The sequence below is a fragment of the Pseudomonas sp. HMSC08G10 genome, assembly GCF_001808425.1.
GTDB classification, from domain to species: Bacteria; Pseudomonadota; Gammaproteobacteria; order Pseudomonadales; family Pseudomonadaceae; genus Aquipseudomonas; species Aquipseudomonas guariconensis.
The window spans coordinates 32,197-55,553 of record NZ_KV793294.1 but is presented as its reverse complement, the minus strand read 5'-3'; the positions used below and the strand labels follow the sequence as shown (position 1 = coordinate 55,553).

Sequence of the window (23,357 nt, the reverse complement as noted above, 5' to 3'; positions counted from 1 at the left end):
AAAACCTGCTCCCCGAGGAACCAGTGCAAGCCTCAGCGCCAGCGCCGGAAGATCAACGAGGTGTTCACCCCGCCGAAGGCGAAGTTGTTGTTCATCACATATTCGTGGCTCATGGTGCGCATGCCTGCGCGCAGGTAGTCCAGCTCGGCGCAGCGAGGGTCGATGTCATCGAGGTTCAGGGTGTGCACGTACTGGTCGCGATTCATCATCTCGATGCTGAACCAGGACTCCAGCGCGCCGCAGGCGCCCAGGGTATGGCCGAGGAAACTCTTCTGGGAACTGATCGGCATGCGCGGGCCGAACAGCGCGTGGGTGGCCAGGGTTTCGGCGATGTCGCCCTGTTCGGTGGCAGTGCCATGGCCGTTGACGTAGCCAATGGCCTCGGCGGGCAGGCCGGCGTCTTCGAGCGCCAGCTCCATCGCTCGACGCATGGTGACCTGCTCGGGGCGGGTGATGTGCTGGCCGTCGGCGTTGCTGCCAAACCCGACGATCTCGGCATGGATATGCGCGCCTCGGGCCAACGCATGCTCCAGCTCCTCCAGTACCAGCATGCCGGCGCCTTCACCCACCACCAGCCCATCGCGTGCGCGGTCATAGGGGCGCGGGGTCAGGGTGGGGGTGTCGTTCTTCAGGCTGGTCGCGTACAGGGCATCGAACACCATCGCCTCGCTGGGGCACAGCTCCTCGGCACCCCCTGCCAGCATCAGCGGCAGGCGCCCGAACTTGATTGCTTCATAGGCATAGCCGATACCCTGGCTGCCGCTGGTGCAGGCGCTGGATGTCGGGATCAGGCGTCCGGTCAGCCCGAAGAAAATGCTGATGTTGGCGGCTGTGGTGTGCGGCATCATGCGCACGTAGGAGTTGGCATTGAGCCCGTCGGCCTTTGAATTGAGCAACATGTTGCCGAAGGCCTTGATCTCTTCGGTGCTGCCGATCGATGACCCGCAAGCCACGCCCATGCGTCCGTCGCGGATGCTCGGGTCGTCAAGCAGCCCGGCATCGGCCAGGGCGCGTTCGGCTGCGGCGACCGCCAGCCGTGACACGCGTCCCATGCTGCGCAGTTGCTTGCGCGTCCAGTGCCCTGGCACCTGGAAGTCATCCACAGGGCCGGCCAGGCGAGTGTTGAGTTCTTCGAAGCGGTCCCACTCGTCCATGCGCCGGATACCACTGCGATTGGCGGCGAATTGCCGGGCAATGCTGGCCCAGTCGCTGCCCAGGGCAGTGATGCCGGCCATGCCGGTGACCACGACGCGACGCATCAGCACAGCCCTCCGTTGACGGCCAGCACCTGACGGGTGATGTAGGCCGCTTCGTCCGACATCAGGAAATTGACCGCGCCGGCCACTTCCTCCGGGGTCCCCATACGTTGGGCAGGAATCATCTTGAGCAGTTCATCGACCGGCACCTGGTCATCGAGCATGTCGGTGTCTATCAGCCCCGGGGCCACGCAGTTGACCGTGATGCGGCGCTTGCCCAGCTCGATGGCCAGGGCTTTGGCCGCGCCGATCAGGCCTGCCTTGGAGGCGCTGTAGTTGACCTGGCCGCGGTTGCCGATCAGGCCGGATACTGAAGTGATGCAGACGATGCGACCAGGTGCGCGGCGGCGGATCATGGGCATCATGAGCGGGTGCAGGACGTTGTAGAAGCCGTCCAGGTTGGTCCGCATGACCTGGTCCCAGTCGTCTTCACTCAACGCAGGGAAGGCGCCATCGCGGGTCAGCCCGGCATTGCACACCACCCCGTAGTAGGCCCCGTGAGCTTCGACGTCCTCGCCCAGGATGCGGGCGCAGGCCGCCCGGTCGGCGACGTCGAACTGCAGGATCCGCGCCTGACGCCCCAGCCCACGCACCTGTTCGGCGACCGCCTCGGCCGCGTCGCGGCCGCTTCGGCAATGCAGCACCAGGTCGAAGCCTGCGCGTGCCAGGCGCAGGGCAATGGCGCGGCCGATACCGCGGCTGGAACCGGTGACCAGGATGGTGTCAGTCATGGGGTGTTTCCTCGGGGGCCGCTTCGGCCAGGTAGCCGGTGGCCTGGGGCGGACGGTAGACGTTCAGGCGCGCGCTGGCATGGATACCCTCACCGCGCAGGTGACATTCGAACACGCCCATGCCGCTCTCGTCTTCAAGCGATCGCAGGGCATGGATGCGCAGTTCGGCGCCGGCGGGGAACTGTGCCACATCGCATTCGAAGCGACGGGTACCCAACAGAAAGCCCATTTCCACCGCACGCCCGGCGCGGCGAGCCTGGTACCCAGCATAGGCGGCTACGCTCTGGGCCATCAGCTCCAGGCCCAGCCAGGCGGGCAGGCTGCCGTCGGCGCGGTTGAACTGACCGCCCGGGCGGACCGTTGCACGGGTATGGATCTGTTCGTCGTCGCAGCTGTCGATGCGGTCGATGAGGATCATATCTGCGGCATGCGGCAGCAGTTCGGCCAGTGGCCAGGTATTCATGGAGCGTCTCCGAGAATCAGGCTGACATTGTTGCCACCGAAGGCGAACGAGTTGCTCATCAGGCGGCGCGGCCCCTGCGAGCGCAGGCGCTGGCTGCCATTGACCAGGTTCAGCGTCGGCAACTGAGGGTCGCGCTGGCCATCCCAGACATGGGGTGGCAACAGGCCCTGTGGGTTGTGCCTGCTCAGGGCGAGCCAGCAGAACGCCGCTTCCAGCGCGCCGGCGGCTCCTAGAGTGTGGCCGGTCATGGGCTTGCTGGAGGAGCAGGGCACGCGATCGCCGAACAGCCCGTGCACGGCGAGGCTCTCCATGGCGTCGTTGTGGACGGTGGCGGTGCCGTGCAGGTTCAGGTAGTCGATCTGTGTAGGCGTTAGGCCGGCATTGTCCAGTGCTTTGCCCATGGCCTGCAAGGCGCCCTTGCCGTTGGGCTCTGGTGCTGAGATATGAAACGCATCGCAGCTTGCGCCTGCGCCGATCAGGGCGATGCCAGGGCCGTCGCCTGAATGGTCGCGGGTCATGAGAAACAGGGCTGCGCCCTCGCCGATGTTGATACCGTCGCGGTTGGCCGAGAAGGGATTGCAGCGCTCGGCGCTGACGGCCTCCAGCGCGCTGAAGCCGTTGAGCGTCAGGCCACACAGGGTATCCACGCCCCCGCACAGCACGGCATCGCATAGGCCCAGGTCGATCAGGCGGCGGGCACTGAGCAACGCTCGGGCACTGGAGGTGCATGCGGTCGACAACACATAGGCCGGGCCTGACAGTTGCAGCCACGCGGCCAGGAATGTGGCCGGTGCGCCGAGCGCTTGTTGATCGTAGTCGTAGCTGTCCGGGAAGCGGCCGGTGCGCACGTACTGCGCGACGCCGTCGCTGCCTTCGGCGATCCCCGAGGTGCTGGTGCCCAGCACCACGCCCACGCGCTGTGGGCCGTGGCGTTCGATGGCGTGGCGAATGGCAGGCTCGATTTGCAGTGCCGCGCTATAGAGTAATTGGTTGTTGCGGCTTTGGTGACCGGGCAATGGCAGCTCGGGCGGAGGACCCGGCACGGCCCCGACGGGCAGGCGGCGTCCGGCTACCCAGCCCTCTTGCGGCTGCATGCCGCCGCAGTCGCCAGCAAAGAGTGCGCGGGCAACCTGGGCTTGGCCGTGGCCGAGGGCGCAGACCAGGCCCAGGGCGTCGAGGAAGGCGGTCATGGGGTGTTCTCGCTGGGCAAGGGGCTGACTAGATAGCGCAGGCCCTGGCCGAGGTTCAAGGTGAAATCATCCGGGTCTTGGTAGTCCACCTGCCAACGCGTCTGTAGCGAACGCTGCTGTCCGCGCTGGAGGGCGCTGGGATAGAGCTGCCTCAGTTGGGCCTCTGGGGTAAGCGCGAAGAGCACGGCGGCGAACAGTTCGCGGGCGGCCGGGTTGGGGGGCAGCAGGCCGTCTGCGTGCCATTGGCGGCCATCGAGCAGTTGGCGCGCCTGGGGAATGCCCATCGGATCGAGCAACGACCAGCGCAAGCGGCCCTCCTCTCGCTGGATCACCAGCAGCCAGTCCTGGCGCTGGCCATCCTGCTCGCGTTGTACATGCAATTGACGAGGCAGCTGCAGCTCCGGCAACTGCTCAGGCAGGGGAGCTCGCCCGGTGCAGGCGCCGAGCAGCAGGCAGGCCAGCAGAATCCACAGGTGTTTCATGGTTGCCGATGCCCTCCATCATTGGCGCCGGCCCAGGGCGCCAGGAGAAAACTGAACACCAGGCCCAGGCTCACGGCCAGGCCGAAATTACTCACTGCCGGGGTGCTGGAAAGCGCCAGCAAACCGAACGACAGCCACGTGGTGAGCGCTGCCAGCAAGGTACCCAGCAGGCTGACGGCACTGCCGCCGATGCGCTCATGCATCAGGATTGCATAGTCCACGCCGATGGCGGTCACCAGCAGCAGGCCGAACAGGCTGAACAGGGTCAGCGGTTGTCCCAGCCAGCCGAGACTGGCCAAGCTGCACAACGCCGCGAGCAGCGGCAGGGCGACGATGCGCAGGGCGCTGCGCAGGCCGAACGGCAGCATCAGCACCATCCCTATCAACGCGCAAGACAGCAACTTGAGTTCGGCGGCACTGACCTGAGTGGCGGTGAACAGCTGGTTGAGCTCGCCGAGGCGATCGACCAAGTGTACGCCGGGCAGGTCCTGTGCCTGCAGGCGTAACAGCGAGACATCTGCATGGCCTTGCAGGCTGACGATCGCCGCCACGCCCTGGCCGTCCTGGCCCAGCCACAAGGGGCGCCAGGCTTCGCCCAGCGGCCCCTGCAGGGCCTCGTCGATCGACAGCGGTGCCAATGCCTGCAGTTGCGCAAGCTCCGCGTACAAGGCCTGCTCGGGCACACCAAGGGCCAGCAATGGCTGCCAATGCCCAGGCAACTGCAGCAGGGCGCTGCGCACTTGCTGCTGCGTCGCTGGGCTGGTTACCAACTGGCTGAGGGACAGGTAGCCCTTGAGCTTGCCCAGGTCGACCAACTCATCGAGCTTGCCGCTGAGCGTCTGCAAGCGGTCGAGCAATTGACTCTGGTCATCGGCACGCACCAGGAAGAACTGGCTGGTCGGCTGGTAGCCGGTGATGCGCGCCACGGCCTGGGCCTGTTCGAGCAGTTGCGGTGGGGCGCTGATCCACTGGCGGATGTCGTTGCGGCTTTGCAACTGCCACAACCCGGCCACACAGAACACCAGCAACAGACCGAGCAGCATGACGCTGGGCACTTTGCGCAGCAGGCGCTCGCGCAGGTCGGTCAGGGCCTGGGCCACGCGCAGCGGCCAGGGGGAAGGACGCAGGTCCATGTGCTGCAACAGCGCAGGCAATAGGCAGACGGCGCACAGGTAGGCACCCAGCAAGCCTGCGGCGGAAAACGCTGCGATCTGGGTCAATGCCGGGAACGGCGTGAAGGCCAGGGCCAGGTAGCCGATGCAACTGGTCGCAAGGCTCAAGGTCATGCCGGGCAAGGTCAGGCGCAGCGCCGTCCAGCTGTGCCAGGGGCGCAGGCTCCAGCCCTTGGACAGGTAGTGCAGCGGGTAGTCCACCGCCACGCCGATCAGGCTTGCCCCGAGCACCAGGGTCATCACGTGCATCTGGCCGAACAGCGCGACGCAGGCCACCGAGCCGAACAGCATGCCGACCGCCACCGGTAGGAATGCCAGCAGCGCGCGCCAGCGCCGCAGGGCCAGCAAGAGCAGCAGGAAAATGCCCACGGTTGCTCCGCCGCCCACCCAGGTGATCTCCCGGCTGGCCTGGCGTTGACCGGCGGCGGCGTGCAGCAGGCCGCTGGCCGCCAGCAGCTGGGCGCCTGCCTGGTCGGCCTGCCGACGGGCCTGGGCGAGCAACGCCTCTACTTGCAAGGGCAAGTTCAGGTCGAAGGCGTTGCCCACGGTGCGCGCGCGCAGCAGCACCCAATGTTTGCCGTCCGCCTCGGCCACCAGCACGCCGCTGGCGGTGTCGAGCTGGACATTGGCGGGCCTGGGCTGGCTGGCCTGGATGCGTCCGCTCAGGCCCAGCCAGTCGTCCTGGCTCGAGACCAGGCTCAAGCCCGCAAAGGGGTCGACCAGGCTCTGGACGCGTTGCTCGATGAAGGCGTCGGGCTGTTCGGCCAGTTGCTGGCGGTCAGCGGCCGAGAGCATCGCCAGGCGGCCTCGCAGGAGCTGCGCACGCACCGCTTGCAGGTCGGTGTGCAGGTTCCATTGCACCTTCTCGAACAGGCCGCTGGCCTGCCACCGGGTGGCCAGGCCCTCGGCCAGGGCAAGGGCTTGCTGGCGATCGGGGTGGCCAACCAGCACCAGCATTTCGCGGTTCAGCGGCGCCTGCATGCGTTGTTCGGCGCGTTGCACCAGCGGGTCCTGGGGCGCGCCAGGCACCAGGGTCATCAGGTCGGAGGACAGGGGCGCACCGCGGTGCCACTGCCAGGTCGCGAGCGCGAGCATGGCCAGCAACAGGGTGAGGAACAGGCGCGGTAACAGGCGTTCAATCGGCAAAGTCACGACGCTCCGAGTCGCTCAAGGCGCTGGCACTGCGGCTGTCCTGCATGCGCAGGACCGTGCTGTCGCCCTGGGTTTCGGCGAGCACGATGCGTTCGACGAAACGCCCGCCGGTGATATCGATGCGGGTGAAGATCTGCTTGAGCAACATCGAGCGCGGCGTCAGGCGCAGTTGCCAATGCTCGGCGTCACCGCTCAGGCTCAGCTCGAAGTCCCGTTGCAGGCCGCTGCTGTCGCCTTGCAGGACCGCGAAGAACAAACGGTTCTGCTGTGCTCCGGCGCTCTGGCTGGGCAGCGGCTGCCAGCCACCCGGATCACGACGGGCGATGCCGCTTGCATCGATGCGGTAGTCCTGGCGCAGCGGGGTGCGCAATAGCCAGAGCAAGCCATGGTCGCGTGCCAGGACGAAGCGGCCCTGGCTCGTCAGCGGTTGCGCCAGGGCACGCAGGTGTTTCTCCTGCACGAAGTTGCCGCTGACCACCGCTGGCGCGCTCAACTGCTTTTGCAAATCGGCCAGGTCGAAGGCCATCGCCATCGGGCTTGAAAGCAGCACCAGCAATGCTGCCAGCAAGCGGTGCAAGCGGTTCATGGCAGCACCTTGGCTACGGCATCGAGCATCACCTGGGGCGAGGCCAACTGCATTTCGCCGCTCTCGATGTGCACCGCGACCTGTACGGTGCTGGCGCGGGTCATGCGCTCGCCGGTGTCTGCGTCGCTGATCAGGTAGTGGATTTTCAGGCGGCTTTCCCATTCCACCAGGCTGGCGCGGACCTTCAGGCGTTGGCCGAAGGTGGCGCCACGGATATAGCGCAACTGTAAGTCGATCACCGGCCACATGTAGCCGCTGGCCTGCATGCGCCGATAGTCCTGCCCGAGGCGTTCGAGCAGCGCGCAGCGGGCGACTTCGAGGTATTTCACATAATGGCCGTGCCAGACCACGTGCATGCTGTCCACGTCGAAGAAGGGCACGACGATCTCGCTGTCGACATGGAACACGCCGGGGTTACGCATGCAGCCTCCAATGGCGTTCGCCGATACGCGTCAGGCACAGCCGCAGTTCGTGCTCCAGGGCGCGGTCTTCGGTGACCGGGGCGAAGTCCGCCAGCAGCGCTTGGTGCATCTGCGCAAGGGCAGGCGGCAGCGGGGCGGCACCGGCTTGGCGGCCGCGCAGCCAGACGCCCTGGTTGGCGGCCAGCAAGGTGGCGGCGGCGACCTGTTCGGTCAGTTGCAGAACGCGCAGCGCGTCCCGGGCGGCGATGGTGCCCATGCTGACTTTGTCCTGATTGTGGCATTCGGTGGAGCGCGAGAACACGCTGGCCGGCATCGTTTGCTTGAGCGCCTCGGCGGCCCAGGCGCTGGCGCCGATCTGCACGGCTTTGAAACCATGGTTGAGCATGGCCCGGTCGGCTTGGGCCCCGGACAGATTGCTGGGCAGGCCATGGTTGTAGCGGGTGTCCACCAGCAGGGCGAGCTGGCGGTCGAGCAGGTCGGCGACGTTGGCCACCAGGGTCTTGAGGCTGTCCATGGCAAAGGCGATGTGCCCGCCATAGAAATGCCCGCCGTGCAGCACCCGCTCGGCATCGCCATCGATGATGGGGTTGTCGTTGGCGCTGTTGAGTTCGGTCTCGATGAAGCTGCGCAGCCAGCCCAGGCTGTCGGCCAGAACGCCCAGCACATGCGGCGCGCAACGCAGCGAATAGCGGTCCTGCAGGCGGTGCAGGGGGGCGGCTGGGGCGTCGAGGGCCAGGTCCTGGCGCAGCCAGGCCGCGACTTGGTTCTGGCCTGGGTGCGGCTTGGCGGCGAACAGGCGTTCGTCGAAGTGCTCGGGGTTGCCTTGCAGGGCGATGACGTTCAGCGCGGTGATGCGCGTTGCCAGGTGCAGCAGATAGTCGGCGCGGGCGTAGGCCAGGCAAGCCAGGCCAGTCATCACGGCGGTGCCGTTCATCAGCGCCAGGGCTTCCTTGGGGCGTAGCACCAATGGCTGCCAGCCCAGTTCGCGGTGCACGTCCGCGCTGCGGCGGCGCACGCCCTGGTACATCACGTCACGCTCGCCCGAGAGCGCGGCGGCGACGTAGGAGAGCGGCGTCAGATCGCCGCTGGCGCCCACCGAGCCTTCTTCGGGAATCAGCGGCAGGATGTCGTGGGCGAGAAAATCGCGCAGGCGCTCCAGCAGTTCCAGGCGCACGCCGGACATGCCATGGCTCAGCGAGCGCAGACGCGCCGCCAGCACCGCACGGGTGGCGGGCGCATCGAGCAACTGCCCCAGGCCGCAGCCATGGAAGGTGTACAGGTGGCGCGGCAGGGCCTCGACGTGCTCCAGGGGTACGGCCACCACGCAGGAGTCGCCGTAACCGGTGGTGACGCCGTAGATCACCCCTTCCTTGTGCAGCAGGGTATCGAGAAAACGTGCGCCGCGGGCGATGCGCTCCCGGTACTCGGCGTCGGCCTGCAGCAAGGGGCGGGCGTGGCGTTGGCTGAGGGCAAGGATGTCCTCGATGGCCAGCGGCGCTTCGCCGAAGGTCACGGACTCATGCGGATGCGTCGTCATCGTCGCTCCAGAAAGGGTAGAAGTTGAACCATTGGTCCGGTGCCTGCTGGCAATAATGGCCCAGGCGGGCGGCATAGCGACCGGCCCATTGGGCGATTACCTGCTGGCGCTGCTCGCGGCGCCAGTGCAGTTGCTCGGCAAAGGGCTCCAGGGTGATCCGGTAGCGCCCGTCCTGCTTGAGACAGAACAGCAGGTTGACGGGACACTTCAAAAGGCCGGCCAGCAGCCAAGGGCCCTGGGGAAAGGCCGCCGGATAGCCGAGGAAGTCCACCTCGACCGTACGGGCGCCATGCAAGGGGATGCGGTCACCGGCAATTGCGAGCCATTCGCCGCGCTCCAGGCGCTCGGAGAGCTGCAGCATGATCGCCGGGTCCAGCTCGCTGACCTGGATCAGCCGCAGGTGGCTGGCGCCGGCCTCGCCGAGCAGACGGTTGAAGCGTTCGGCGTGGCGGGTGTGCACCAGCACGTTCATGCGCACCTGCTCACCCAGTTCGGCAAGGGCTCGGCATACCTCCAGGTTGCCCAGGTGCGCGCCCACCAGCAATTGCCCACGTGTGCCGCGCAGCTGCTGGCGCAGTTCGCTGGTGTCGCGGATCTCGATGTCTTCCAGGCGCAGCCTGCCGTTCCAGGCATCGAGTTTGTCCAATAGGGCTTCTGCAAAGGCCATGAACTGGCGAAACACTCGCCAGTGACTGGGCGGCGGAGTTCGGCCACCACTGCATTGCCACAAACGCTGCTGGTATTGCCAGGCACTGCGCCGGGCCTTGCGACCGAACAGGAAGAAGTACAGCACGATGGCATGAATCAAGGGGCTGAGCAGGCGACGACCGAGCAGGCGCGCCAGCACGGCGGTGAGTTTCATCAACCAGAAACTGCCGCGTTCACGTTGCGCCGCCCAATGCTGCGATCGGTCGCTCATCGACGCCACCTGCGCCAGAGGATCATCGGCGCGCGCAGGAGCATGCCGACGCACAATCTGGCGTGCATGCGCGAAATCAGAGCGTTGTCATGGAACAGACGAAAGTGCGAAACACCGTCAGCGGGGTAGTGCACCCGGGTCGGCAGCCAGCGCATCGGTTGTCCACGCCACGACAGGCGCACCAGGATTTCGGTGTCGAAATCCATGCGTCTGCCCAGGCGCACCGAGTCGATCAGCGCCAGGGTCGGCGGCAGGGGATAGACACGAAAGCCGCACATGGAGTCCGGAATGGCCAGGGACAAGGTGTTGATCCAGACCCACACGTGGGTCAGGTAGCGGGCGTAGAGCCGGCCCTTGGGAACACTGGCGTCATACTGTGGATAACCGCACACCAGCGCCTGGGGCTGGGCACGCGACAGGGCCAGGAAGTCCCCGACCGCCGTCAGGTCATGCTGGCCATCGGCGTCCACTTGCAGGGCATGGCTGAACCCCAGTCGGGCTGCCTCGCGCAAGCCGGCCATCACCGCGCCGCCCTTGCCCTGGTTCAGGTCCAGGCGCACGAGGAACGTCTGCGGCTGCTGCGCCAGCCCGCGCAGCACCTGGGCACAACCAGGGTGACTGGCGTCGTCCACGAGAATGCAGGGCAGCCCGGCACGCAACAACTCGGCGACCACCGTGGGCACGGCGCGCTCATGGTTGTACACCGGAATCACCGCACAGGGATTATGCACCGGCGGGCTCCAGGAGGATGCGGCCACTGGAACAGGCCTGTTCGCCGTTGGCATAGGTGAAATAGAGCTTGCCGCGCTCGGCGTCGAAACGAAGCGTCAGCTCGATCTCGTCTCCGGGGCGGACCAGTTGCTGGAACTTCAGCACTTCCATGCCGGCAAACCGATGCCCGCTGGGAATCAGCGGCGCGGCAAGGTCCATGGCCCAGTCGATCTGCACCACACCCGGCAGAATAGGGGTGCTCGGAAAGTGGCCGGTGAAGCAGGCCAGATCCGCTGGTACTGCCAGTTTCACGCGCAACTGATGGGCGTCCTGCAGGGTATCGAGGACCTCCGGCGCATTACGCCTGGGCGCTGCCAGCAGGGCCTGAACCTGCGCCTGGGGCAGCTTGCCCTGGGCATTGAGCGGCAGTTGGCGCACCAGGCGCCATCGCCGGGGCAGGGCCACGGCTTCGCAGTGCTGGGCCAGGTGCTCGCGCAGCGCCTCGATCAGGGCACGCCGTCCATGGTTGCGCAATTGATGCAGCCCCAGAGGGCTGAGTACCAGCAAGACGCCGAGGAAGGCACGGCCTTGCTCGACCATGCCCAAGCGCGCCTCGCTGACCCAGGCATGAGTGCACAGGGCTTGCTCCAGCCTGGGCAGGGCGATGCGTTTCTCTTCGAGCTTGACGATCCGGTCCAGCCGCCCGAGCAGGCGTACGCGTCCGTCGGCCTCGATGTGCGCTGCATCGGCGGTGTGTTCCACGTGCCCCTCGGGCAGGTAGGGCGAGCTCACGCACAGGGCACCCTCGGCCGACAGGCTCAAGACCACGCCTGCGAAGGGCGACCAGCGCTGCTCCCCTTGGCGCCAGGCGATGCCACCTGTCTCGGAGCTGCCGAGGATTTCCACCGGCCATTGCCCCAGGCGCTGCTGCAAGCGCTGCGCGGCATCGCCGGGCAGTTCGCCGCCCGATGAGAACACGCAGCGCACCTTGGCCAGGGCCGTCCAATCCAGATTGTCGCCCATGCGCTTGAGCAGGGCAGGGCTGGCGACCCAGGCAAAGGCTGGCTGGGCCAGGCTGGCGCGTTGCAGGTCTTCGGGGAACGGCACCTGACGCCGCAGGAAGCCGCGCCCGGCGCACAGCGGCCAGAGCACGCGGAACAGCAGCCCGTAGATGTGCTGCGAGGCGACACTGCCGATGATCCAGGCGTCGCCCAACGCGGTGCCCCATTGCTGCTCCAGGGCGCGTACCTCGTTGGCCAGCTGGCGCAGGGTCTTGCCGATGAGCTTGGGTTCGCCGCTCGAGCCCGAGGTGCACAGGCCGATGCGGCATTGGTCCGGATCGAGGTCGACCGGTGCCAGCGGGGAAGTTTGCAGCGACGCCAGGTCGAGGTCGCCGGGCTGATCAGTGAGCCACAGGTCGACCTGGTCGTTCCAGCGCAGCCGGATCTGGGGCTGCAGGTCGGCGGGCAGCAGGACCTGGGCGCCTGCGCGCCAGGCACCCAATAGCGCGATGGCCAGGTCGGCGGCGTCTTCCAGATGCACCGCCAGACGGCGCACGCCCCGCTGCTGCAGGCCCGCGGCCAGGCCTAGGGCGGCATTTTGCAGCCCTTCGTGGTCCAGGGGCGGTTCCAGGGTCACTGGGCGCGCGGTCGTCAGTGGGCGCAACAGGTGCTCGGGATCGATCCAGTTCATGAGCGTCCTCGCACATGGTGTCGTGTCAGCCATTCGGCAGCGAACAGCACGCCCATCGCCAGGTACGCGATCAGGCCGTTGTACAGCGTCCACCAGGTCAGTGGCGCCCATAGCGTGAGCCCGGCGGCGATCATGCCATTGATCACGAAAAACAGACTCCAAACCTGCGTCACGCGCCGCGTATAGGCGACGGCCGCAGGCGGCAGGTCAGGCTCGCGCAGGCGTGCCATGCGCTCGACGAGGGGCGGGCCGTACTTCAGGCTCGAGGCGAACAGGGCCAACATGAATGCGTTGACCAATACCGGGTACCAGCGCAGCAACTGCGCGCTGTCACTCAAGGCCAGCACAGCGCAGAACGCCAGGGCCACGGCGGTCATCCCCAGGTCGCCTGGCCTGCGCGCCGTGCCCACGGCGCGGGCCAGCCAAAGGGCAGCGAGCAGCAAGGCGAACTGCCAGGGCGCGAACCGGGCCAGGCCGAAGTACACGGCGAAGGGATAAAGCACCCCGGCGATGACCAGAGCGAGGCCGAACAGGCGTTTCATGCTGCGGTATTGACCAGGCGGAAGACCGCTTCGACCACGTCATTGACGGTGCGCACCGACTTGAAGTCCTCGGCGGTTATCTTCTTGCCGGTCTGGCGCTTGATGTGATCGATCAGGTCGATGGCGTCGATGCTGTCGATTTCCAGATCCTGGTACAGGTGGGACTCCAGGCTGATGCTGGCCGGGTCGAGCTCGAACAGCTCGACGAGGGCGTTGCGCAGGAGGTTGAAGATGTCTTCGCGGTTTTGCATGGTGCGGTCTCAGGCGGCCTGACGGGCAGTGACGAATGCTGCCAGGGTGGCGATATTGGTGAAATGGGAGCGGGTGTCCTTGGCGTCGGCGTCGATCTTGATCCCGAAACGTTTCTGCAAGGCCAGGCCGAGCTCCAGGGCATCCACCGAGTCCAGGCCCAGGCCCTCGCCGAACAGAGGTTGTTGATCATCGATGTCCTGGACGTCGATGTCTTCCAGCCCCAGGGCGTCGATGATCAATTGCTTGATATCACGGTGCAGGTCTTGCTGTGGATCGCTCATCTTCGGCGAGCTCCTTGATGAAATACTGATGCAGGTAATCGTTGAGGCGTCGAGAGGCCACCGGTGCCGGGCCCAGCGCAGCGAACGAGGCGGGGTCGATATCGGCACCGACATGTAGGCGAAAATGCACGCGTCGGCGCGGAATGCGGTACCAGGGCTCATGTTTGGTCAGGGTGCTGGGGCTGACGCTGATGGTCACGGGTGTAATGATTTTCGCACCGCGCAAGGCGATCGCGGCGGCACCGCGATGAAAGGCCGGGGCCTGGCCGGGCGGTGTGCGGGTGCCCTCGGGGAAGATGATCAGCGGCTGTCCCTGGCGCAGGGTGTCGGCGGCGGTTTCGAGCATCTGCACGCTGCCGTCGTTGCCGATGTAGCGTGCCTCGCGCACCGGGCCGCGGGTGAAGGGGTTGTCGAACAAGCTCTGCTTGACCACGCAATTGGCGTTGCGTGCCAGGCCGATGAGAAACACTACGTCGATCAGCGATGGATGATTGGCGATGATGAGCTGCCCTGGACGGCCCAGACCCTCGGCTCCGACGACCTCGTAGGTGAGCACGCCGCTGACCCGCATGAAACGTATGAACCGCCAGAACAGCCAGCCGATGGTTCGGCGGGCGCGTTGCTGGTGGCGTTCGACGCCACCGGGCAGGCAGGCGAGCAGCGGAAACACCAACACGCGCAGGCACAGGCTGCCCACACCGAACAGGGCAAAGCTCAGTGCGGTCGCCACCAGGCGCCAGGGGTAGGCATCCCGTGGCTTGTTCACGCGAGCCGTTGCCAGTTCCATGAGCGTTGCTTTCCTGGGTGGGTGAGCCTGGACTGGTCGGTGAGCAGGGCGCGCAGCCAGCTCAAGGCGTGGGGCAGGTTGCCAGGGTCGGCTTCGCTGCCTGGGGTCAGGTCCAGCTGCCATTGCTCGCCAGGGGTCAACAGCAGGCCCAGGGCATAGGAGAACGGCACGTCGCTGATCCAGGGTGCATAGGCCGCTGGCGGCAGTTCTTCGGTAACGATCAGCAATACGGACGGCGCGCCTTCATGGAGCAGGCCGGCCGCCTCGACGAGGCCATGTTCGAAACCGTCGCCGGACGCGGCCAGGGCGGTCATTTCGCAGGTCTGCCCGCGCAGGATCGACCACAGGCCGATCACCGCATTGTGCACCGAGAGGCTGAACTGGGTGGGCGAGAGCGGCTCGCCCTGGGCGAGGTCGCTGAGGATGGAGAAAGTGCGCGGGGTTTCACCGTGGCGCGAGACGTACACCAGCGGCAGCGATTCGTACCCCTCGGCAAGCGGCCAACCGACAGCGAACGCCATGCGTGCCAACGGGCTCAGGCGCCGGCGTTGCAGGGCCGGAAGGAAGGACACGTCGGGCACCTGGCTGTCGCCTGGCGACCCGGACTCACCGTCGGCCCAGGCACGCCAGTCGGCAGGCGTGTGCAGGCCGGGGGCCCAGGCGCGCCATTGGCTGATGTTGAAAGTGATCACGATGTGCTTGTTTCCCGCCCTGCGGGCGACCTTTGGCGTCGGAGTGGCTCGGAGCGGCCTGAGGGATTCACACTCGCCGAGTGGCGCGCATTATCCCGGTGCAGGGGACCGCTAGCAAATACGCCTTGGACAATGACGGATGAACAACGCTCTGGCCAGTCGACCCGCTCCGATCGATTACCCGCGGTTTCCGATGAACGGTTACGAAGTTTATCGGCACCGGGGTAGGAAAGGTTGAGCGGGCGGTACTGGTCATTGTCGCTCGCCGGACACATACTCGGACATTCGTTGATACACGGAGGTCTTCCATGCGGCGCGTGGTGTTCAATCAGAAAGGTGGCGTGGGCAAGTCGAGCATCGCCTGCAACCTGGCGGCGGTCAGTGCCAGTGAAGGCTATCGGACCCTGTTGATCGACCTGGATGCCCAGGCCAACTCCACCCAGTACCTCACCGGGCTGACCGGCGAGGACATTCCCATGGGCATCGCCGACTTCTTCAAGCAAACCCTCTCCAGCGGGCCTTTTGCCAAGAAGAACAAGGTCGATATCTACGAAACGCCGTTCGACAACCTGCACGTGGTCACCGCGACCCCGGAACTGGCCGACCTGCAGCCCAAGCTGGAGGCCAAGCACAAGATCAACAAGCTGCGCAAACTGCTCGATGAGCTGGACGATGACTATGAGCGTATCTACATCGATACGCCACCTGCGCTCAATTTCTACGCGGTTTCTGCGTTGATCGCCGCCGATCGGGTGCTAATCCCATTCGACTGCGACAGCTTCTCGCGCCAGGCGCTGTATGGCCTGCTCGCGGAAATCGACGAACTCAAGGATGACCACAACGAAGACCTGCTGGTCGAAGGCATCGTCGTCAATCAGTTCCAGTCACGCGCCAGCCTGCCGCAGCAGATGCTCGACGAGTTGCTGGCCGAGGGCTTGCCGGTCCTGCCGGTGTATCTGGCCAGTTCGGTGAAGATGCGTGAATCCCACCATGCGAGCTTGCCGTTGATCCACCTGGAGCCTCGGCACAAGCTGACCCAGCAGTTCGTCGAGCTGCACGCGCTACTCGAAGAGAACGCCTAGACCCCCTGGCTGCGCAACCACTCCAGCAAAGACTGGAGTGGGAACGCGCCTGCCTGGCGGGCGACCTCACGACCATTCTTGAACAGGATCAGGCTGGGAATCGAGCGGATGCCCAACTGACCGGCGAGGTTGCGGTTGGCCTCGCTGTCCAGCTTGGCCAGGCGACAGCGCCCGGCAAGCTGGCGGGCGGCTTGTTCGAAGACCGGGGCGAACGATTTGCACGGCCCGCACCAGTCTGCCCAGACGTCCAGCAGCAGGGGCAAATCGCCCTTGATCTGGCTGGCATAGCTGCGCTCGTCGAGGTCGAACGGCGTGGCCAGCAGTACCTCTTGCTTGCAGCGTCCGCACTTGGGATGGTCCCGCAGGCGTTCGGCGGGCAGGCGGTTGAGGCCGTTGCAATGGGGGCAGGGGATTACCAGAGGTTCGGACATTTCGTCTCCTGTTCGGGTTTATCGCAGGCTGTCGCAGCGCCAACGGGGTCTATCCTGTGGGCGCCGGCGACAGCCCTCGCTGGGCATTCATGAGGAGCAGCTGATTTCCAGGTGCTTGCCCCACTCGGGCGGACGTTCAGCATAGGCCTGCATGGCGGGTTGTTCTTCGAATGGATTGCTCAGCACCTGATGCAACCGCCGCACCTCGCTGTAATCCCCCGCTTCGGCCGCTTCAATGGCTTTTTGCGCCAGGTAATTGCGCAGGATGTACAGCGGGTTGACCGCATGCATGCGCTCGCGCCGGCCTTCGGCGTTGGCGGGTTCACGCTGGCAGCGGGCCAGGTAATCCTCGCCCCAGGCGTCGAACCCGGCCAGGTCGATGAAGTCATCGCGCACCACCTTGAGGGCATCGGCCACGGGCTGGTCGCCGAGCCTGCGGAAGAACAGGGTGTAGTCCACGCCGCCGCTCTGCATGCGTTGCAGCAGGCGCTCCACCAAGGCCATGTCACCGTCCTCGGCTGTGGTGAAGCCCAGGCGCCGACGCATCAGATCCAGGTAGTGAGCCTGGTACAGCGGCAGGAACAGGCCCAGCGCTTCCTTGAGCGGCTCCACCTCGATCACCGTGGTCAGGGCCTGGGCCAGGGCACTCAGGTTCCAGTGGGCGATGGGCACCTGGTTGGCGTAGCTGTAGCGACCGCGGTCGTCGGAATGGTTGCAGATGAAATTGGCGTCGAAGTCGTCGAGGAAGGCGTAGGGGCCGAAGTCGAAGGTGATGCCCAGGATCGACATGTTGTCGGTGTTCATCACGCCATGGCAGAAGCCGTAGGCCTGCCACCGGGCGATCAGCTCGGCGTTGCGTTCGACGATGGTGCGGAACATGGCCAGGTAGGGCTGTTCTGCTTCCCGGCACTCGGGGTAATGCTGCTCCAGGGCATGGTCGATGAGTTGGCGCTGCTGCTCTGGCTGGCGGGTGTAGTAGAAGTACTCGAAGTGACCGAAGCGCACATGGCTCTGGGCCAGGCGCAGGAGCATCGCGGCGCTTTCACGGGTCTCACGCCACACCGGGGTACTCGAGCCGATCACGCACAATGCGCGGCTACTGGGAATGCCCAGGGCGTGGAGGGCCTCGGAGGCGAGGAACTCGCGGATCGAGGAGCGCAGTACGGCACGGCCATCGCCCATGCGCGAATAGGGGGTCTGGCCGGCGCCCTTGAGGTGCAGGTCCCAGTGCTCGCCGGCGTCATTGAGCACTTCGCCCAGCAGCAGGCCACGGCCGTCGCCCAGGCGTGGGTTGTAGGAGCCGAACTGGTGCCCGGAATAGACCATCGCCCGCGGCTCGGCCTCTTCCCACAGCTTGTGGCCGCTGAACAGCTCGGCGAACACCGGCAGTTCGGCCTGGGCCGGGTCGAGGTCGAGCAGGGCCATGGCCGATTCGCTGGCCACCACCAGGCGTGGCTCGGCAATCGGGTCGGGCAGGACCTCGGTGGAAAAGGCATCGCCCAGGCGGGCGAAGCGGTTGTCGAAGGTCAGTTGGTCGAGGGCTTTCACAGGCCGGCTCCTGGGATCGGGGGTCAGGGGCCGCTTTGCGGCCCTTCGCGGGTAAACCTGCTCCCACAGGTCCAGCGCTGTGCCTGTAGGAATGGGTTTACCCGCGAACGAGGGCGTAGCCCTCGCAAGGGTTGTGCACAGAATAAAGTATTCGAGTGCACTCAGGCCGGTGCAGTGCCATCCGGTTTCGGGTTCTCCACCGGAATCAACTGCTGTTTGCCGCCTTGCATGTCCATCAGGAATACCTCGACCTGGCGCACCGAGATCTTGATGTTGTGCGCCTTGAACTCGCGGTTGATGTAGCGGTTGATCTCGTCCAGCGTCGGGTTGCGGTCGCCCAGGTCGCGGACGTGCATGCGCAGTTCGTGGTCCAGCGAGCTTTCGCCGAAGTTGAGGAAGTACACGATCGGCTCAGGATCCTTGAGCACCCGTGGGTTTTCGTGGGCGCCCTTGAGCAGCAGTTCGCGCACCAGATCCAAATCCGAGCCGTAGTCGATGCCCAGCTTGAGCGTGACGCGGGTGACGGTGTCGGTCAGCGACCAGTTGATCAATTGGCCCGTGATGAAGGTCTTGTTGGGGACGATGATGTCCTTGCGGTCGAAGTCGGTGATGGTGGTCGCACGGATGCGGATCTTGCTCACCGTGCCGGACAGATTGCCGATGGTGATGGTGTCGCCGATGCGCACGGGGCGCTCGAACAAAATCATGATGCCGGAGATGAAGTTGGCGAAGATCTCCTGCATGCCGAAGCCCAGGCCCACCGACAGGGCCGCCACCAGCCATTGCAGCTTGTCCCAGCTCACCCCGAGGGTCGACAGGGTGCTCACGATGCCCACACCCACGATGGTGTAGGAGAGCAGCGTGGTGGTGGCGTAGGCGCTGCCTTGGGCCAGGTTCAGGCGCGACAGCACCAGCACCTCCAGCAGGCCCGGCAAGTTGCCGGCCAGGGCGAAGGTGATACCGACGATCACCAGCGCACCGAGCAGGTCGCCCAGGCTGATCGGCACCATGCTGGCCGCCGCGCCAGTGCCGCTGGTGTATTCGTACAAGGTGAAGTTGTTGAGATAGGCGAAGACCGAGATCAGGTCCGACCAGACCCAGTACAGGCCGGCGATGAAGCCGCCAAGCAGGGCCAGGCGGATAAGGCGCAGTGACTGCTGGTTGACCTGTTCGATATCCAAGGTTGGTTCTTCGACGATCACCTCGCCGTCCAGCCCTTCCTTGGCAGCCTGGCGTTTGCTCAGGGCGCGCTGGTAGGCCAGGCGCCGGGCCGCAACCGAGAGCCCGCGTACGAACGCGGCCTCGATCACCAGCCAGAACAACAGCAGGTAAAGGGTATAGATGAGTCGGTCGGTGAGCTTGAGCGCGGTGTAGTAGTAGCCGAAGCACACGGCCACGAACAGGGCGATGGGTAGCGCGGTGAAGGCCACCCCGACCGCTTTGCGGAACAGCGAGGTGTCCCGGTGCGCGGGGCTGCTCAGCAGCAGGCGGCTGAGCAACCAGGCCATCAGGGCATAGCAGGTGAGCACCACGCCGATGCCCAGCACGTCATCGGCCAGGGCCGACGGCTGATGCTCGGCCACCGCCACCACGCCTACCAGGGCCAGCACCACGGTGCCCAGCCGGCGCACCCAGCCGCGCAGGAACTCGACCTGCGGCTTGTGCCAGCGGAAGTGGATCTCGGCAACGCCGCCCGGCGCGAGGATGCGGTAGGCGGTGTAGAACACCAGCCAGGCCTGGGCGATCTGCCACAGGGCGGCGCCCAGGTTAGCGTTCTGGCCGCGAGCGTCGATCTGCAGGGCGTAGCTGCCCAGGGCCAGGGCCAGGGCGACCGGCATGGCCAGGAGGATATTGATCAGGATCGCCTGGGGCGTGTGCCACTGGCTATCGCGACGGAAATGGCCGATGTCTTGGTGAACCTTGCCCAGGCGCTGATAGAGGTACTTGCGCCGCCACAGCAGCGCGCCGATCACCAGCAGCAGCGGCAGGAACAACAGCGGGCGCTGCGCCAGGCCGTCTGTCAGTTCCTTGAGGCCCGAGCCCCACGGCAGGTTGGCGACCTGGTCGGCAAACCGCTCGGGCACATGGCTCAGCCACTCCCAGTCCAGCGGCTTGTTGCTGGGAATCCAGAACATCTGCTCTTCCAGGGTGGTGCGCAGGCTCTGGGCGGTGCTGAGCAGTTGCTTCTGGTTCAGCTGCAGGGTGATGGACTCATTGAGCAGCGCCGACAGCTCGCGGTTCAGGCGCTCGAGCAGGTCGCTGCGGGTGATCACCACCTCCAGCAAGGCCTTGCGCAGCTGTGGCGTGGCTTCTTCTTCGGGCTGGGCGGCCAGCAGCTTGTCGACGTAGGTCGAGGGGCTGCTCATCTGCTCGCGCTGCTGATTGATCTCGAACTGATAGAGGCGAATGTCGGCGATCTGGTCGGCCAGGTTGCGATCGACTTTCAGGTGCGGCAGGGCCTGCTTTTGCTTGTAGAGGATCTTGGACAGCAGCAGGCTGCCCTTGAGCACGTCGATCTGTTCGTCCAGTGCCTGGTCGGCCTGGGTCAGGCTGTCGAGTTGCTGTTTGGTGCGCAGGTTCTGCTGGGTGACCTCGTTGAGCCGGTCGGTGCTCTTGAGCAGGTAGTCCGAAAGCTTGACGTTGGCGGTGCTCTCGGTGGCCAGCAAGGTGCTGCTGCCGGCCTTCTGGGCTTCGAGCGACTGTTGGGTGACGGTCTGCTGGGACTGGGCCAGACGCTTGTCGTTGATCAGCGTCTGCAGCTCCTGGATTTCTTGCTCTAGGCGCGCGGCGCGCTCGATCAACAGGTCGTGGCGGGCATTGCCCAGATCCTGCAGTTGGCTGTTGCTGGTCATTTCCTGGCGGCGCAGAGCCATGCGTGCATTGAGCGCGGCCAGCTCGGCGTTGAGCTGGTTGCGTTGGTCTGCGGAAATCGGTTTGCCGCCGTCCTTGCCCGATTTGAGGCTGCTGTTGATCTGCTGGATACGGGTCTGGCTGCTGCTGATTTCGGCCTGGGCCCGTTCAGGGCGGGTCTGGGAGTTGATGATCAGGCTGTTAGCTTCGGAGAGCGCTTTTTGCAGTTCACCTTGCTCAGTGCTGCGTTCGCTGAGCATCTGCTCCAGCTGGGGTACGGCCAGGTTGGCATAGCGCTCAGCCACCGGCACGCTCTTGGTTTGCTTGAGCTTGGTCAGCTCGCGTTGACCGTCGCGGATCTCGTTGGGCGCGCTGGCCAGCTGCTGTTTGAGCTCGGCGAGTTTCTTTTCGCTGTCTTCCTTGCTGGCGAGCAAGACCAGGGTCTGCTCGAGCACTTGCTGCAGGGCCTTCTGCTCGGCTTCCGGAAGTTTGCGCTCGGCGATCTTGTCGAGACTGTGCTGGACGCTGGCGGTGGTCGGGACCTCGGCCGCCACGACGGCGAACGAGAGGGACAGGCACAGCCCGAGCAGGGCTGCGCGGAGGGACACACGCAGGGACATAGGCAGAATTCTTGCGAAACGAGGCAAATCGAAGTTTAGAGGAACAACCCGGGGCCGGGTCGAGTACCTTCCGGGAATCTGACGCCCACTTTCTGGATCTTGTTCCCGTCCATGGTCGCCACGGTCCAGATCGTGCTGTTCCATTCGACCTGGTCGCCCACTACTGGAGCGCCTCCGACCTTCTGTCGGATGAACTGGGCAAGCGGCATTTTCGCGTCCAATCCGTCCAGCTTAAGGCCATAAAGCGCCGCCACCGCGCCGAGCTCGGCATCGCCTTCGAGAACGAAGTCGCCGAAGAAGCGCAGGTCCAACCCTCGCTGCGGCGCCTGGCTGAACAGTTTGCCCAGCGCCGGCAGGTTGTGCTCGTGGCCGATCACGCACAGCATGTCGCCGACCTCCAGCACGGTGCTGCCTGAGGGGTGCAGCAGTTGCTCGCCGCGGAACAGTGCGGCGATACGGGTGCCCTCTGGCATCTTCAACTCGCGCAGGGCGGCGCCGATGCACCATTTTTCAGCACCCAGGCGATAGACGAACAGCTCCCACTCGCTGGTGATGTGCACCTCCAGAGCGGAGCGGGAAATCGGGGCCGGGTCCGGCGGCACGGTGACTTTCAACAGCTTGGCCATCCACGGCAGGCTGGTGCCTTGCACCAACAGCGAGACCAGGACGATGAAGAAGGCCAGGTTGAAGAACAGCTGGGCATCGGGCAGGCCGGCCATCAGTGGGAACACGGCAAGAATGATCGGCACCGCGCCGCGCAGGCCGACCCAGCTGATGAAGGCTTTCTCGCGGCCGTGGAAGGCCTTGAACGGCAGCAAGCTGGCCACCACCGACAGGGGGCGCGCGAACAGGATCATCCATAGCGCAAGGCCCAGCGCTGGCAAGGCGATCGGCAGCAGATCGTGAGGCGTGACCAGCAGGCCCAGCACCAGGAACATGCCGATCTGCGCCAACCACGCCATGCCATCGAGCATGTGCAGAATGCCGTGACGGCTGCGGATAGGGCGGTTGCCCAACACCAGGCCGCACAGGTAGACCGCCAGAAAACCGCTGCCGTGCAAGGCGTTGGTCAGCGAGAACACCACCAGGCCGCCGGCGATCACCAGGATCGGATACAGCCCGCCGGCCAGGTTGATGCGATTGACCAGTTGCAGCATCAGCCAGCCACCGCCCAGGCCCAGCAGGCTGCCGATGCCGAACTCGCGCACCAAGTGGGTCAGCAGGCTCCAGTGCAGGCCTGTCTGGCCGCTGGCGATCATGTCGATCAGGGTGACGGTGAGAAAGACCGCCATCGGGTCGTTGCTACCCGACTCGATCTCGAGCGTCGCGGTGACACGCTCGTTCAGGCCCTTGCCACCGAGCAGGGAGAACACCGCCGCGGCGTCGGTTGAGCCGACGATGGCGCCGATCAGAAGGCCTTGGATGAGGCTCAGGTCGAACAGCCAGGCGGCGACCATGCCGGTCAGCCCGGTGGTGATCAGTACGCCGACCGTGGCCAGCGACAACGCGGGCCACAGCGCCACGCGAAAGCTCGCCACCCGCGTGCGCAGGCCGCCGTCCAGCAGGATCACGGCCAGGGCCAGGTTGCCCACCAGATAGGCGGTCGGATAGTTGTTGAAGATGATGCCGCCACCATCGACGCCGGCGACCATGCCGACGGCGAGGATGATGACCAGGATAGGAATGCCAAGACGCGATGACAGCGAGCTGACCAAGATACTTGCCCCGACCAGCAGTGCGCCGATCAGGAACAGGCTGTTGATGGTGCTCGCATCCAAAGGCAGTACTCCGGTACATCGCGGGGAAAAAAGGACTTGATAGCGTTGACTAGCAGGTCGCGTGCCAATCGATTCTAACCTGATGAATTGGCAGCCTGTAAAGCGTTTCTGAAAATGAAAAAGGCACCCCGGAGGGTGCCTTTTCAGGTGTTGCCAGTACGGACGCTATCGCGGGACAAGC

22 protein-coding genes are annotated in these 23,357 nt (G+C 65.5%); 1 reads left to right on the top strand and 21 read right to left on the bottom strand.

All coding sequences use genetic code 11. The features are described 5' to 3' along the window. Positions 1 to 32: 32 nt before the first annotated feature. From HMPREF3173_RS04475 to HMPREF3173_RS04395, 17 genes are read right to left on the bottom strand one after another with little or no spacing between them, the layout of a single operon-like run. Positions 33 to 1,259: a beta-ketoacyl-ACP synthase gene (locus HMPREF3173_RS04475; protein WP_070571707.1), complete on the bottom strand. Its 1,227-nt coding sequence runs from the start codon at positions 1,257 to 1,259 to the stop codon at positions 33 to 35. Next, a complete protein-coding gene (gene fabG, locus HMPREF3173_RS04470; protein WP_070571706.1) occupies positions 1,259 to 1,987 on the bottom strand; it encodes a 3-oxoacyl-ACP reductase FabG in 729 nt (242 codons plus the stop codon). The genes HMPREF3173_RS04475 and fabG overlap by 1 nt, the downstream gene beginning before the upstream one ends. Then, the gene (locus HMPREF3173_RS04465) at positions 1,980 to 2,450 is read right to left on the bottom strand and encodes a hotdog family protein (RefSeq protein ID WP_070571705.1); all 471 of its coding nucleotides are present in this window, start codon (positions 2,448 to 2,450) and stop codon (positions 1,980 to 1,982) included. Before HMPREF3173_RS04465 ends, fabG begins: the two co-directional genes overlap by 8 nt. Next, entirely contained in the window at positions 2,447 to 3,640 is a 1,194-nt protein-coding gene (locus tag HMPREF3173_RS04460) for a beta-ketoacyl-[acyl-carrier-protein] synthase family protein (protein ID WP_070571704.1), read from the bottom strand. Before HMPREF3173_RS04460 ends, HMPREF3173_RS04465 begins: the two co-directional genes overlap by 4 nt. Continuing rightward, positions 3,637 to 4,122 (bottom strand): DUF3261 domain-containing protein, encoded by a 486-nt coding sequence (locus HMPREF3173_RS04455; RefSeq protein WP_070571703.1) that lies wholly within the window; start codon positions 4,120 to 4,122, stop codon positions 3,637 to 3,639. The genes HMPREF3173_RS04460 and HMPREF3173_RS04455 overlap by 4 nt, the downstream gene beginning before the upstream one ends. After that, positions 4,119 to 6,446: an MMPL family transporter gene (locus tag HMPREF3173_RS04450; RefSeq protein WP_256543922.1), complete on the bottom strand. Its 2,328-nt coding sequence runs from the start codon at positions 6,444 to 6,446 to the stop codon at positions 4,119 to 4,121. The genes HMPREF3173_RS04455 and HMPREF3173_RS04450 overlap by 4 nt, the downstream gene beginning before the upstream one ends. After that, positions 6,430 to 7,032 (bottom strand): outer membrane lipoprotein carrier protein LolA, encoded by a 603-nt coding sequence (locus HMPREF3173_RS04445; RefSeq protein ID WP_070571701.1) that lies wholly within the window; start codon positions 7,030 to 7,032, stop codon positions 6,430 to 6,432. The genes HMPREF3173_RS04450 and HMPREF3173_RS04445 overlap by 17 nt, the downstream gene beginning before the upstream one ends. Further along, positions 7,029 to 7,454, bottom strand: coding sequence for an acyl-CoA thioesterase (locus HMPREF3173_RS04440; protein ID WP_043208556.1), 426 nt, complete (start codon positions 7,452 to 7,454; stop codon positions 7,029 to 7,031). The genes HMPREF3173_RS04445 and HMPREF3173_RS04440 overlap by 4 nt, the downstream gene beginning before the upstream one ends. Next, complete coding sequence (gene hutH, locus HMPREF3173_RS04435; RefSeq protein WP_070571700.1) at positions 7,447 to 8,991, bottom strand: HAL/PAL/TAL family ammonia-lyase; 1,545 nt, start codon at positions 8,989 to 8,991, stop codon at positions 7,447 to 7,449. Before hutH ends, HMPREF3173_RS04440 begins: the two co-directional genes overlap by 8 nt. Then, entirely contained in the window at positions 8,972 to 9,910 is a 939-nt protein-coding gene (locus HMPREF3173_RS04430; RefSeq protein WP_070571699.1) for an LpxL/LpxP family acyltransferase, read from the bottom strand. Before HMPREF3173_RS04430 ends, hutH begins: the two co-directional genes overlap by 20 nt. Beyond that, positions 9,907 to 10,641 carry a glycosyltransferase family 2 protein gene (locus HMPREF3173_RS04425; protein ID WP_070571698.1) on the bottom strand — a complete coding sequence of 245 codons (735 nt, stop codon included), beginning with the start codon at positions 10,639 to 10,641 and terminating at the stop codon, positions 9,907 to 9,909. The genes HMPREF3173_RS04430 and HMPREF3173_RS04425 overlap by 4 nt, the downstream gene beginning before the upstream one ends. Beyond that, entirely contained in the window at positions 10,634 to 12,313 is a 1,680-nt protein-coding gene (locus HMPREF3173_RS04420; RefSeq protein WP_070571697.1) for an ApeI family dehydratase, read from the bottom strand. Before HMPREF3173_RS04420 ends, HMPREF3173_RS04425 begins: the two co-directional genes overlap by 8 nt. After that, on the bottom strand, positions 12,310 to 12,855 hold the full coding sequence (locus HMPREF3173_RS04415) for a COG4648 family protein (RefSeq protein ID WP_070571696.1): 546 nt from the start codon (positions 12,853 to 12,855) through the stop codon (positions 12,310 to 12,312). The genes HMPREF3173_RS04420 and HMPREF3173_RS04415 overlap by 4 nt, the downstream gene beginning before the upstream one ends. Further along, positions 12,852 to 13,106, bottom strand: coding sequence for an acyl carrier protein (locus HMPREF3173_RS04410; RefSeq protein WP_070091934.1), 255 nt, complete (start codon positions 13,104 to 13,106; stop codon positions 12,852 to 12,854). The genes HMPREF3173_RS04415 and HMPREF3173_RS04410 overlap by 4 nt, the downstream gene beginning before the upstream one ends. A 9-nt stretch (positions 13,107 to 13,115) precedes the next feature. After that, positions 13,116 to 13,388 carry a phosphopantetheine-binding protein gene (locus HMPREF3173_RS04405; protein ID WP_043212500.1) on the bottom strand — a complete coding sequence of 91 codons (273 nt, stop codon included), beginning with the start codon at positions 13,386 to 13,388 and terminating at the stop codon, positions 13,116 to 13,118. After that, complete coding sequence (locus HMPREF3173_RS04400; RefSeq protein ID WP_043212502.1) at positions 13,357 to 14,175, bottom strand: lysophospholipid acyltransferase family protein; 819 nt, start codon at positions 14,173 to 14,175, stop codon at positions 13,357 to 13,359. Before HMPREF3173_RS04400 ends, HMPREF3173_RS04405 begins: the two co-directional genes overlap by 32 nt. Continuing rightward, positions 14,151 to 14,867, bottom strand: a complete 717-nt coding sequence (locus HMPREF3173_RS04395; protein WP_070571695.1) for a beta-ketoacyl synthase chain length factor — start codon at positions 14,865 to 14,867, stop codon at positions 14,151 to 14,153. The genes HMPREF3173_RS04400 and HMPREF3173_RS04395 overlap by 25 nt, the downstream gene beginning before the upstream one ends. A 308-nt stretch (positions 14,868 to 15,175) precedes the next feature. On the opposite strand from HMPREF3173_RS04395, the gene HMPREF3173_RS04390 reads away from it, so the two are divergent. After that, positions 15,176 to 15,949, top strand: a complete 774-nt coding sequence (locus HMPREF3173_RS04390) for a ParA family protein (protein WP_043212506.1) — start codon at positions 15,176 to 15,178, stop codon at positions 15,947 to 15,949. Here the strand turns inward: HMPREF3173_RS04390 and trxC are convergent. The 4 genes from trxC to HMPREF3173_RS04370 form a co-directional block, all read right to left on the bottom strand. Next, positions 15,946 to 16,380 (bottom strand): thioredoxin TrxC, encoded by a 435-nt coding sequence (trxC, locus tag HMPREF3173_RS04385; protein WP_070571694.1) that lies wholly within the window; start codon positions 16,378 to 16,380, stop codon positions 15,946 to 15,948. The genes HMPREF3173_RS04390 and trxC overlap by 4 nt on opposite strands. A gap of 87 nt (positions 16,381 to 16,467) precedes the next feature. Next, entirely contained in the window at positions 16,468 to 17,928 is a 1,461-nt protein-coding gene (selO, locus tag HMPREF3173_RS04380) for a protein adenylyltransferase SelO (protein ID WP_070571693.1), read from the bottom strand. 161 nt (positions 17,929 to 18,089) lie between these two features. Then, on the bottom strand, positions 18,090 to 21,398 hold the full coding sequence (mscK, locus tag HMPREF3173_RS04375) for a mechanosensitive channel MscK (protein ID WP_070571692.1): 3,309 nt from the start codon (positions 21,396 to 21,398) through the stop codon (positions 18,090 to 18,092). Between the two features lie 35 nt (positions 21,399 to 21,433). Beyond that, positions 21,434 to 23,176, bottom strand: a complete 1,743-nt coding sequence (locus HMPREF3173_RS04370; RefSeq protein WP_043212513.1) for a potassium/proton antiporter — start codon at positions 23,174 to 23,176, stop codon at positions 21,434 to 21,436. Positions 23,177 to 23,357 lie beyond the last annotated feature (181 nt).